Source organism: Escherichia sp. MOD1-EC6021, assembly GCF_002965245.1.
Lineage (GTDB): Bacteria > Pseudomonadota > Gammaproteobacteria > Enterobacterales > Enterobacteriaceae > Escherichia > Escherichia coli_F.
The window spans coordinates 1-12,350 of sequence record NZ_PTRU01000053.1; the positions used below are offsets into that span (position 1 = coordinate 1).

The 12,350-nt window shown below is 41.7% G+C and carries 5 protein-coding genes and 8 pseudogenes; 11 read left to right on the forward strand and 2 right to left on the reverse strand.

Translation table 11 applies throughout. From position 1 onward, the window contains the following. The first annotated feature begins 1,269 nt into the window (after positions 1-1,269). From hlyC to BEB54_RS26800, 6 genes and pseudogenes are all read left to right on the forward strand, one after another. Positions 1,270-1,777: pseudogene (gene hlyC / locus BEB54_RS26770) on the forward strand (alpha-hemolysin-activating lysine-acyltransferase HlyC). A gap of 35 nt (positions 1,778-1,812) precedes the next feature. Continuing rightward, positions 1,813-2,511 (forward strand): annotated as a pseudogene (locus BEB54_RS30035) (RTX toxin hemolysin A); the annotation flags it as partial. A 7-nt stretch (positions 2,512-2,518) separates the two neighbouring features. Then, a pseudogene (locus BEB54_RS29155) lies at positions 2,519-3,905 on the forward strand (reverse transcriptase domain-containing protein). Between the two features lie 80 nt (positions 3,906-3,985). Next, positions 3,986-4,447 (forward strand): annotated as a pseudogene (locus tag BEB54_RS26790) (IS3 family transposase); the annotation flags it as partial. Between the two features lie 136 nt (positions 4,448-4,583). After that, on the forward strand, positions 4,584-7,628 hold the full coding sequence (cnf2, locus tag BEB54_RS26795; RefSeq protein ID WP_032285096.1) for a cytotoxic necrotizing factor CNF2: 3,045 nt from the start codon (positions 4,584-4,586) through the stop codon (positions 7,626-7,628). 338 nt (positions 7,629-7,966) lie between these two features. Next, a pseudogene (locus BEB54_RS26800) lies at positions 7,967-8,568 on the forward strand (hypothetical protein); the annotation flags it as partial. Here the strand turns inward: BEB54_RS26800 and BEB54_RS29855 are convergent. Both BEB54_RS29855 and BEB54_RS29575 read right to left on the reverse strand, forming a co-directional pair. Beyond that, the gene (locus BEB54_RS29855) at positions 8,559-8,738 is read right to left on the reverse strand and encodes a DUF6685 family protein (RefSeq protein ID WP_071998567.1); all 180 of its coding nucleotides are present in this window, start codon (positions 8,736-8,738) and stop codon (positions 8,559-8,561) included. The pseudogene BEB54_RS26800 and the gene BEB54_RS29855 sit on opposite strands and share 10 nt — an antisense overlap. A 121-nt stretch (positions 8,739-8,859) precedes the next feature. Continuing rightward, positions 8,860-8,998 (reverse strand): annotated as a pseudogene (locus tag BEB54_RS29575) (post-segregation killing protein PndC); the annotation flags it as partial. Between the two features lie 573 nt (positions 8,999-9,571). Between BEB54_RS29575 and cdtA the strand changes: the two are divergent. The 5 genes and pseudogenes from cdtA to BEB54_RS29080 all read left to right on the forward strand — a co-directional run. Beyond that, positions 9,572-10,348 (forward strand): cytolethal distending toxin type III subunit CdtA, encoded by a 777-nt coding sequence (gene cdtA, locus BEB54_RS26815; RefSeq protein ID WP_000182209.1) that lies wholly within the window; start codon positions 9,572-9,574, stop codon positions 10,346-10,348. Then, complete coding sequence (gene cdtB, locus BEB54_RS26820; RefSeq protein ID WP_000759934.1) at positions 10,345-11,154, forward strand: cytolethal distending toxin type III/V nuclease subunit CdtB; 810 nt, start codon at positions 10,345-10,347, stop codon at positions 11,152-11,154. Before cdtA ends, cdtB begins: the two co-directional genes overlap by 4 nt. A 14-nt stretch (positions 11,155-11,168) precedes the next feature. Beyond that, a complete protein-coding gene (cdtC, locus tag BEB54_RS26825; protein ID WP_000825549.1) occupies positions 11,169-11,714 on the forward strand; it encodes a cytolethal distending toxin type III subunit CdtC in 546 nt (181 codons plus the stop codon). A gap of 109 nt (positions 11,715-11,823) precedes the next feature. Beyond that, a pseudogene (locus BEB54_RS26830) lies at positions 11,824-11,994 on the forward strand (IS110 family transposase); the annotation flags it as partial. 15 nt (positions 11,995-12,009) lie between these two features. After that, a pseudogene (locus BEB54_RS29080) lies at positions 12,010-12,198 on the forward strand (hypothetical protein); the annotation flags it as partial. Positions 12,199-12,350 lie beyond the last annotated feature (152 nt).

Genomic DNA, 12,350 nt, shown 5'->3' on the forward strand with positions numbered 1-12,350 from the left:
CTAGTCTAAAAACTAGTATTAAGACTATCACTTAAATAAGTGATATTGGTTGTCTGGAGATTCAGGGGGCCAGTCTAGTGAACTTCCACATCTGATTAGCGTTAGTGTTAGACATATATTCAAGCCTGTCTCTTATTTTAAGATACATCCACAGTCAGGTATTTCAAGGGGCCTGCAGTGCCTCTACTACCGACTAGTATTATTTAAATGATATTGGTTATCTGGAGATTCAGGGAGCCAGTCTAAAAGTATACTGAGTAAAATCATAAAACCGACTGGACTGGTTAACAGGTCTGATTTGTTTCGATCAGTTTTCGTTAAAATTCTCCATGTTATAAATTTAATAACTTGAAAATTATTACTGCGCTAATTGACTATGTTTTTGTTGGTTTTTGTTATTATTTCCTGGTGTTTTATGTTGAATTTAGTGATAAATTTCAGGATAAATTGTTTTTATAATATCTTTTGGTGTGATGCGCTAACCTGCTTCACTAAAGCAATAGATATGTCCGCCATATTGAACATTTACAGATCATTATTCTATAATGTTCAGAATTAAGGTCGTCTCTGGTTGGATTGATCTGTTACACAGGATTCTGGTCCCGGTTGATACTGGTAATTTCCGGAAGGGCGGTAGCATGCTTATTGATGAGACATTGTTGAAGTCGGATGAAATTAAATCATGGCTACAACATTTTTGTGCGTATTACATAATTGTGACTCATATTTTATAGTATACTTGCACATCCTCCAATGCAGTCGCCTTCTTTTGCGTGCTGGGAACGTAGTGTATAAGATAAACACTCTGAATCATTATCTGACGTCAGAAGAAGGGCATTGACTGGTATGACCTGATTAATCCAAACCTTTATCTGACAGGGACAGATAAAGAAGAGAGGTTCACATGACAACTCACATGTCATCATTCGGCAAGAAACCATTATTGACGCCTGATTGGTTCTGGGCAAGGAAGCTATATATATGAGTAACTATACTCTTAGGTGTATGATAAAGAAAAAATATCTGTTCTTTAGAATATGCATATTGAAGAGAATGCAATATGCATGGTTTATATAGATCAAGCATAAAAAACAAGCATATGTAAGCATTTTTGTTTGCTTTTTTAAGCCTGCTACCGCAATGAATGCGAATATACGTTATGAAATTAAATGCAAGAAACATATTTAAAAGCTTAAGGCTTATTATCGTTCTCTCACAGACTCTGTTTTACTTATTTAAGAATATAATTTAATTTATAGTGAGCTTATTATGAACAATCCATTAGAGGTTCTTGGGCATGTATCTTGGCTCTGGGCCAGTTCCCTACTACACAGAAACTGGCCAGTCTCTTTGTTTGCAATAAATGTATTACCTGCAATACGGGCTAACCAATATGCTTTATTAACCCAGGATAATTACCCTGTTGCATATTGTAGTTGGGCTAATTTAAGTTTAGAAAATGAAATTAAATATCTTAATGATGTTACCTCATTAGTCGCAGAAGACTGGACTTCAGGTGATCGTAAATGGTTCATTGACTGGATTGCTCCTTTCGGGGATAACGGTGCCCTGTACAAATATATGCGAAAAAAAATTCCCTGATGAACTATTCAGAGCCATCAGGGTGGATCCCAAAACTCATGTTGGTAAAGTATCAGAATTTCATGGAGGTAAAATTGATAAACAGTTAGCGAATAAAATTTTTAAACAATATCACCACGAGTTAATAACTGAAGTAAAAAACAAGTCAGATTTCAATTTTTCATTAACAGGTTAAGAGGTAATTAAATGCCAACAATAACCACTACATAAATTAAAAGCACACTGCAGTCTGCAAAGCAATCCGCTGCAAATAAATTGCATTCAGCAGGACAAAGCACGAAAGATGCATTAAAAAAAGCAGCAGAGCAAACCCGCAATGCGGGAAACAGACTCATTTTACTTATCCCTAAAGATTATAAAGGACAGGGTTCAAGCCTTAATGACCTTGTCAGGACGGCAGATGAACTGGGAATTGAAGTCCAGTATGATGAAAAGAATGGCACGGCGATTACTAAACAGGTATTCGGCACAGCAGAGAAACTCATTGGCCTCACCGAACGGGGAGTGACTATCTTTGCACCACAATTAGACAAATTACTGCAAAAGTATCAAAAAGCGGGTAATAAATTAGGCGGCAGTGCTGAAAATATAGGTGATAACTTAGGAAAGACAGGCAGTGTACTGTCAACGTTTCAAAATTTTCTGGGTACTGCACTTTCCTCAATGAAAATAGACGAACTGATAAAGAAACAAAAATCTGGTAGCAATGTCAGTTCTTCTGAACTGGCAAAAGCGAGTATTGAGCTAATCAACCAACTCGTGGACACAGCTGCCAGCCTTAATAATAATGTTAACTCATTTTCTCAACAACTCAATAAGCTGGGAAGTGTATTATCCAATACAAAGCACCTGAACGGTGTTGGTAATAAGTTACAGAATTTACCTAACCTTGATAATATTGGTGCAGGTCAGCGAAATGCAACGCAAGCTTGCCACATGGGCGGTCAAGATCCATCCAGACGGATTTCACAACTGCTGCGTCTGATAACACAATCAGAAGGGCTGGCTGAAGCGGCGCGGCTCACGTTTTCGTCAAAGGGAGCACACTCTCCCTGTGTTGAGGGTGTGAACACAGCAAAGCTACAGGCCGGACGGTCTGCTGAGCTGCAAAGGCTCAGCGAAGAACTTATCTTTGGTCACTACCAGCCTATGCCAGCCAGATGGGGTTATATCCCGAAAAGCAACGGCAAATTGCGACCACTGGGTATCCCAGCGATGCGGTATTGTTCAGCGGGCCATGCTGATGGTGATGGAGCCGATATGGAAGAGTGATGTTCATACGCTCTCGTATGGCTTCCGGTCTGAACGCAGAGTCCATAACGCGATCTGCACGGTGAAATTACAGCTCACCGACTGCGGGGAAACACGGGGGCGCTGGATTATTGAAGGTGACCTGTCCAGCTACTTCGGCACATTACATCACCGGCTGCTGATGAAAGCGCTCCGCCGCAGGAGCAGTGACGCACGCTTTATGAGCTTACAGTGGAAAACCATCAAGGCCGTGCATGTTGATGTCGGTCTCTTCCGGGAGACCTGTGAAGGTGTGCTACAGGGCTGTGTGATCTCGCCGTTGCTGTCGAACATCATGCTGAATGAGTTCGACCAGTATCTGAATAAGCGCTATCTGAGTGGAAAAGCCAGAAAGGAGCGCTGGTACAGGAATCACAGTATCCAGCGAGGCCGAAGTACTGCTGTCAAAGAAAACTGGCAATGGAAACCTGCCGTTGCTTATTGTCGCTATGTCGATGACTTCGTGCTTATCGTCAAGGGTACCAAAGCACAGGCGAAAGCCATCAGGGAAGAATGCTGGGGGGCTCGAAGACAGCCTGAAGCTCAGGCTGAACATGGACAAGACCAGAATCACCCATGTAAACGACGGCTTTGTTATCAGGTAATTACAGTGAAAGCAAAATCGATATGGTTGATATATTCAACCAGAAACTGAAAGGCTGGGCTGCGTTCTATCAGTTCGTTGATTTTAAGGCCAAAGTATTCAGTTATATCGACCGAGTGGTATTCTGGAAGCAGGCTCACTGGCTGGCCCGAAAATATCGTAAAGGTATTGCCTACATGATGAGGTGGTGGTGTAAATCACCGAAATCGGGTCAGAGTAAAACGTGAGTTTTATTTGGCAAAACCAACCACGGCAAGCTCAGTGGCGAAATCCTGTACCTGTTGGCGGGCAAGGCAAGAAGCGGTTCCGCTGGCGTCTGCCAGAAGGTAACCCTTACCTGAGGACGGAAACCAGAAACACATATATATCGCGTTACTCTGAAGTGGCAATGGCGTTCGCCAGCGTTTAAACGGAGAGCCGGATGCGCTGAAAGGTGCCCGTCTGGTTCGGGGAGGAGAGGCAGGGAATTAGTCCGACTACGTTCTGCCTCTTACTCTACTACGTACGGATAAAGGCTGGCTGTATCTGGCAGTGATCATTGACCTGTGGTCACGTGTCGTTATTGGCTGGTCAATGTTGCCACGCATGACGGTGCAACTGGCCTGCGATGCCTTGCAGATGGTGCAGTGGCGGCGTAGGAGATCATGGAACGTTATCGTTCACACGGACCGTGGAGGCCAGTATTGCTCATTAGATTATCAGACTTTGCTGAAGCGGCATAATCTAATGAGCAGTATGAGCGCAAAGGGCTGCTGTTACGATAATGCCTGCGTGGAAAGCCTCTTTCATTCGCTGAACGTGGAATGTATCCACGGAGAACACTTTATTAGCCGGGAAACAATGCGAGCAACAGTGTTTAATTATATCGAATGTGATTACAATCGTTGGCGACGGCACAGTTGGTGTGGCGGTCTTAGTTCTGAACAATTTGATAACCAGAACCTCGCTTAGGGCGGTGTCCATATTACGTGTGTAAGATCACAATGCGTATAATAAATGCTCCCTTAAAAATTGCTTTAGCTTAATGATTAGATATGGTAGCAAGGTGTAGTAAAATATTGAGTTTGACTGAGGATTTAGTGATATTATGAACGTTCAATGGCAACAAAAATATCTTCTTGAGTACAATGAGTTGGTATCAAATTTCCCTTCGCCAGAAAGAGTAGTTAGCGATTACATTAGGCGTTGTTTCAAAACAGACTTACCTTGGTTTAGTCAAGTGGATCCTGATAACACTTATTTTATACGATTTTCTCAAAGTCGGAGTAATAGTAGATCTTACACCGGATGGGATCATCTTGGAAAATATAAAACAGGAGTACTGACACTCACTCAAGCCGCACTTATTAATATTGGCTATCATTTTGATGTTTTTGATGATGCAAATGCAAGTGCGGGAATCTATAAAACAAGCAGTGCAGATATGTTTAACGAAAAAAATGAAGAGAAAATGCTTCCTTCAGAATACCTTTATTTTTTGAAAGGGTGTGATTTTTCAGGTATTTATGGTCGATTTCTGTCAGATTATTGGTCGAAATACTATGATAAATTTAAGTTGTTACTAAAAAATTATTATATTTCCTCAGCTTTATATCTTTATAAAAACGGAGAAATTGATGAAGATGAATATAATTTCTCTATTAGCGCATTGAATCGTAGAGATAATATATCATTATTCTTCTTTGATATCTATGGGTATTACTCCTCTGATATGTTTGTGGCCAAGAACAATGAACGGGTAATGCTTTTTATTCCTGGCGCAAAAAAACCTTTTTTATTCGAAAAAAATATTGCTGATTTACGAATTAGTCTTAAAAATCTAATTAAAGAGAACGACAATAAACAGTTACTATCCCAGCATTTTTCGTTATATAGTCGTCAAGATGGAATTACTTATGCGGGTGTAAATTCAGTGCTCAATGCAATAGAAAATGATGGCGTTTTTAATGAATCTTACTTTCTGTACTCCAATAAAAGGATTAATAATAAAGATGTTTTCGATGCCGTAGCATTTTCTGTCAAGAAACGTAGTTTTAGTGATGGTGATATCGTTATAAAATCAAACAGTGAGGCTCAACGAGATTATGCACTGACCATACTTCAGACTATTTTATCAATGACTCCTATATTTGATGTCGCAATTCCGGAGGTGTCTGTTACGCTTGGACTGGGGATTATTGCTTCCAGTATGGGGATCAGTTTTGATCAGTTAATTAATGGTGATACTTATGAAGAACGTCGTTCTGCTATCCCTGGTTTAGCCACAAATGCAGCATTGCTTGGGTTATCTTTTGCAATTCCGTTTTTGATTAGTAAGGCGGGCACAAACCAGAAGATACTTAGTAGATATACAAAGCATGAGATCAGGACTCTGAATGAAACAAATATCGATATGTTTTTGGAGGAATATGGAATTAATAAAAATAGTATATCAGAAACTAAAGTATTAGAAGTTGAGCTTAAAGGTTCTGGGCAGCATGTCAATATTGTAAAGCTTAGTGATGAAGATAATAAAATCGTCGCTGTAAAAGGGAATTCTCTGAGCGGCATCTACTATGAAGTTGACATTGAAACAGGATATGAAATTTCATCCAGAAGAATTTATCGTACCGAATACAATGATAAAATTTTCTGGACTCGAGGTGGTGGGCTTAAGGGGGGGCAATCGTTCGATTTTGAAAGTCTCAAACTCCCTATATTTTTCAAAGATGAACCATATTCTGCAGTACCGGGGTCTTCGTTATCATTTATTAATGATGATAGCTCTCTTTTATATCCTAATTCGACCCCAAAACTACCGCAACCAACGCCAGAAATGGAGATTGTTAATTACGTTAAAAGAGCTGGAGACTTTGGGGAGAGACTTGTAACCTTGATGCGAGGAACAACTGAAGAAGAAGCGTGGAATATTGCCCGTTATCATACGGCAGGAGGAAGCACCGAAGAATTGCATGAGATTTTGTTGGGGCAAGGCCCACAGTCGAGTTTAGGTTTTACTGAATATACTTCAAATATTAACAGTGCAGATGCGGCAAGCAGACGACATTTTCTTGTAGTCATAAAAGTGCAAGTGAAATATATAAACAATAATAACGTTTCGCATGTTAATCACTGGGCAATTCCTGATGAGGCTCCAGTAGAAGTACTGGCTGTGGTTGACAGGAGATTTAATTTCCCTGAGCCATCAACTCCACCTAATATATCAATTATACACAAGTTGTTATCTCTGAGATATTTTAAAGAAAATATCGAAAGTACATCAAGGCTTAACTTACAGAAATTAAATCGTGGTAATATTGATATATTTAAAGGGAGGGGGAGTATTTCATCAACACGTCAGCGTGCGATTTATCCGTATTTTGAATCTGCTAATGCTGATGAGCAACAACCTGTCTTTTTCTACATCAAAAAAAACCGGTTTGATGACTTTGGCTATGATCAATATTTCTATAATAGTACAGTGGGGTTGAATGGTATTCCCACATTGAACACCTATACTGGAGAAATTCTATCAGACGCATCCTCGCTCGGCTCAACTTATTGGAAGAAGTATAATCTCACTAATGAAACAAGCATCATTCGTGTATCAAATTCTGCTCGAGGGGCAAATGGTATAAAAATAGCACTTGAAGAAGTGCAGGAAGGTAAACCGGTAATCATTACAAGCGGAAATTTGAGCGGTTGTACAACAATTGTTGCTCGAAAAGGAGGATACCTTTATAAGGTACATACAGGTACAACAATACCTTTAGCTGGTTTTACAAGTACAACAGGGGTAAAAAAAGCTGTAGAAGTTTTTGAATTACTTACAAATAATCCAATGCCGCGCGTAGAGGGAGTAATGAATAATGATTTTTTGGTAAATTATCTGGCGGAAAGTTTTGATGAGTCTTTAATAACGTACTCATCATCTGAACAAAAAATAGGTAGTAAGATTACTATTTCTCGCGACAATGTTTCTACTTTTCCTTACTTTCTTGATAACATACCAGAAAAAGGCTTTGGTACATCGGTGACTATATTGGTAAGAGTAGATGGTAATGTTATCGTAAAATCCTTATCTGAGAGTTATTCTTTAAATGTAGAAAACTCCAATATATCAGTATTGCATGTTTTTTCAAAAGATTTTTGATTCGGAAAATTATTGTCTATTGTGACTTTTACCCTCTTGTGCTGTTTTGTTAGCGCCAGAGGGTAGAAAAGGTCTGCATTTTATATATTTGGCTCCTCATCCAATAAAGACAAACGAATGGGCCAAAAGGTGAGTTGGCGCGAAAAATTCAGGTACAACATAAAAAGTTGATGGAGGAGCAGGTTGTTACATTGTTACCTCAATTTTTCAGTAATGTTCTGAGTAACTAGTAATCATTCAGTTCAGCATGTGGGGCAGCATCATCGTGGATGAGACAATGGCGGCGCAGACCGGTTGATCCATTGAGGATATATGTTCGAACTGAAAGGAGAAAGCTAGGATACCAGCTCCAGCATGACTGAGGCGAAGTTGAGGTGGAGGTGGAGGTTACCGGGCTCTGGTGCAAAGTTAACTTTGCGGTTTATACGCTGAGGTTCTCCCGCCGCTTCCATGTCTTCGCCGCACCAAAACAGGATGCTGGGCACACCTAAGAATCTCTGGTTCGCACCTTCCGCTACTTCGGTGTCAGTGTGAAAATAGGGCTGGTTGATAACCCGAAGGCAGTTGTGTTGAAGAATAACAACGGGAAAGTCGTGTTTAACACAGGATTCCTGTTGCTGGCCGACTACTGTGACTTCCTGCCACGGGGCTACCGTTCGCGGCAGGGCCAGAATCAGAGGTAAGGTCGAGCAGATGATGAAATATATCTCACAGAGAGTTTTTTTGTCCCGTACTGCAGGCTCGACAGCTTCACTCATGTCAATCAACAACTGGAACAATGCATAGCCGATGTGGCTGACAACGGGAGCTTCACCAGTTCAAATAAACGTCGGAACAGCGCTTTGAGCTGGAGCAGGAACATCTGCAGCCGTTACCGGATACGGATGTCGATACCAGTTACTTTGACATCCGCCATGTGTCTAGGGACAGCTATATCGAGTAACGACTCAACCTGCCCGTAAGCGGAACAGCAATTCCCAGACGGCATGCCTGATAACGGGCAGCAGCAAAATGATGTGAACTACCTTCATTCAGCCAATACCGCTTTCGCTGAGTCCACGGATATTCAGCAAATCGTATTCGGTGGAGTATCAACTCCCAGTACCGCATATTTTCTCTGAGATGTTCTTCAAGAACCGAACTGGGAAGTACTGGCGATGCCAAAAAAGTGAATTGTCAACTTCTGAATCGTGGGGGCCCCTTTGGGGTTCCGATTCAGTGGTTGACAGCAATACGTCGTCACATTGTCCACTGGGTTCTGAAGCGTATGCCCGGCGGGTTTATCACAACGGGAGGACGAGGCAACGGATATCACCGTGTTCAACCAGGGCTTTGGCCTGCTGACCGGAGGCATGGTGGGTATGCAGAATATGACTGGCTAAACGCCGTCACGTTGCGCTCAGACGCTGAAAAAATAAAATCAGTACCGCTGCCAGCGCGCAATGCTGTCCCCGTCTCGTCCTCCCGCTTCATGTGGAATAACTAGCTAGAAAAGCAATGATAAAAACTGAGTCACTCACACGTAATTTACTCAGTCACAACAACATCATTAACCAATCATTATCAAGTTCACATAAATAAGAACTGACAATTGACCTGTAGCTCATCATTTGTAAATATATATTTATATCAATAACTTTTGCACTTACTGTAAGTTTGTACATTGCAAAAGCAACTAAATAACGAACAATAGAATTAAATAAAAGCACAGCACTTATCATTTTCATTTTTAAAATAAAAGCATTTTAGTTGCATGTTTTTATTTTGCTTTATAAGTTAATACACAATCTCAAATGTAACCGCAGAAAAATATATTTAAAACATTCACTATAAAACGTCCAGTTAAAACCAAACAGCTAAGACACCAGTTCAGAGGAGATTCACTAATGTAATTATTTTATTTTTTGATTTTTACTATCTTTAATATAAACAGGACGGTAATAATGACTAATAAATGCACATCTATTTTGATAGTAGGCATTCTTATTCCAATTCTATTAAATGGTTGTTCGTCAAGAAAAAATAGAGCTCATCTTGACCCCAAAGTTTTCCCTCCTCAAGTAGAGGGAGGACCAACAATTCCTTCTCCAGATGAGCCTGGACTTCCATTACCCGGGGCTGGACCAGCACTTCCCACAAATGCACCAATCCCTATCCCGGTACCAGGTACAGCACCCGCAGTATCTTTGATGAACATGGATGGCTCAGTTCTAACAATGTGGAGCCGCGGAGCTGGTTCATCATTATGGGCTTATTATATCAGCGACTCCAATTCATTTGGAGAACTACGCAATTGGCAGATTATGCCCGGAACCAGACCAAATACGATACAGTTCCGCAATGTAGACGTTGGTACTTGTATGACAAGCTTCCCGGGGTTTAAAGGAGGTGTGCAACTATCTACTGCACCTTGCCAGTTTGGACCAGATCGCTTCGACTTCCAGCCGATGGTAACACGCAATGGTAATTACCAGTTAAAATCGTTGTCTACAGGTTTATGCATCAGAGCTAATTTTTTAGAAAGAACACCATCATCTCCGTACGCAACAACATTAACAATGGAGCGTTGCCCATCAAGTGGAGAGAGAAACTTCGAATTTATGTGGTCCATAAGCGAACCATTAAGGCCAGCTCTAGCCACTATTGTTAAGCCAGAAATACGCCCATTTCCACCACTACCAATAGAACCAGATAGGCATTCAGCAGGAGGCGAACAATGAAAAAATATATTATATCTCTGATAGTATTTTTATCGTTTTACGCTCAGGCGGATTTAACTGATTTTCGCGTTGCGACCTGGAACCTTCAGGGCGCATCCGCCACTACTGAAAGTAAATGGAATATAAATGTCCGACAATTAATTTCTGGTGAAAATGCCGTAGATATTTTAGCTGTGCAGGAGGCAGGTTCTCCGCCATCAACGGCTGTAGATACAGGTAGAGTTATTCCTTCCCCAGGCATTCCTGTCCGGGAGCTTATCTGGAACTTGTCTACAAATAGCAGACCACAGCAAGTATATATATATTTTTCTGCTGTTGATGCCTTTGGTGGAAGGGTCAATCTTGCTCTGGTTAGCAATCGGCAGGCCGATGAAGTGTTTGTTCTTCGCCCGGTAAGGCAAGGTGGGCGGCCATTGCTTGGCATACGGATTGGCAATGATGCATTTTTCACTGCACATGCGATAGCTACGCGAAACAATGACGCTCCCGCTCTTGTTGAAGAAGTCTATAGCTTCTTTCGTGACAGCCGAGACCCAGTCCACCAGGCCATTAACTGGATGATTCTTGGTGATTTTAATCGCGAACCTGATGATTTAGAGGTGAACCTTACAGTTCCTGTAAGAAATGCATCAGAAATTATTTTCCCTGCTGCACCGACACAAACGAGTCAACGAACATTAGATTATGCAGTAGCAGGAAACGCTGTGGCCTTTAGACCATTTCCGCTACAAGCAGGAATTGTATACGGAGCCAGAAGGACTCAGATGTCTTCAGACCATTACCCTGTTGGCGTTTCCAGACGATAAAAGAGGCTATCATAATGAAGAGATTAATAATTATTGTAACTATGTTGCTAATAGCCGGATGCTCCTCATCACAGGAAGCAGTCAATAATCAGATAGATGAGTTAGGAAAAGAAAATAACTCTCTATTCACATTCCGCAATCTCCAAAGTGGCCTGATGCTCCATAACAGACTAGATCTGCATGGCAGAGAAATCACTGGATGGGAAGTTGTACCAGTAAAAACACCAGCTGAAGCTCTTGTTACCGATCAAAGCGGGTGGATAATGATTCGAACCCCAAATACAGACCAATGTTTAGGGACTCCTGATGGAAAAAATCTGCTAAAAATGACGTGTAATCCGACAGATAAGAAAACTCTGTTTTCTCTCATACCGTCAACAACAGGAGCAGTACAGTTCAAAAGTGTTCTGTCTGGATTATGTTTCTTGGATAGTAAAAATAGCGGATTAAGTTTTGAAACGGGAAAATGCATTACTGACCTCAAACAACCATTTAAAGTAGTCCCACAGAGCCATTTGTGGATGTTGAATCCATTAAATACAGAATCTCCTGTTATTTAATCCCCGCATATGCCCGGTATTTCTCCGGGCATATAACAATATATGACTATATTTTCATGGAAGGAGATCACCCAATAACGATTCGGTGATTTCCTTCCATGAAAATACGCAACTAGGTAAGGAAATCGCTGTTAAAACAGAAGAACAGCTGTCAGTTATTGTTCTACACCGAACCCACTGACAACTGGTGAAGTTCAGAACCGCGTAGATTAATGCCCTGCACTGTACGTTGTTGGAGTCCGGTGAAACCATCCACAAAGGTCGGGCAGCGATGGAGCGGGCAACGGGCCAAACCTGCTGCCGTCGCTTGGAGGATGCCGGCTGGCTTCGAACCCTGCGTGCGCCAGATCTGCGGCTGACCGTGGAGCTGACAGAGGCCTGACGGGCCGTGGCACAGCCTCCGCTGCAGGCTGAACAGGAACGCCTCCGTACAGAACAGCGCGCGGCGGAAGTCGTCGTTCTGCCGCAGGTCCCGGTATCAGGGTAAGCGTCAATACGGTGCTCCGTTGACGCTTACCATGGAACGTAGTTTTCACCGATAAATAAGTGTCAATACGGGTAAGCGTACAGCGAGGGCCGTATTGACGGGGATGTGTTATTCAGCTGGCAGTGCTATGCGCCACGGAAGCAGTTCGC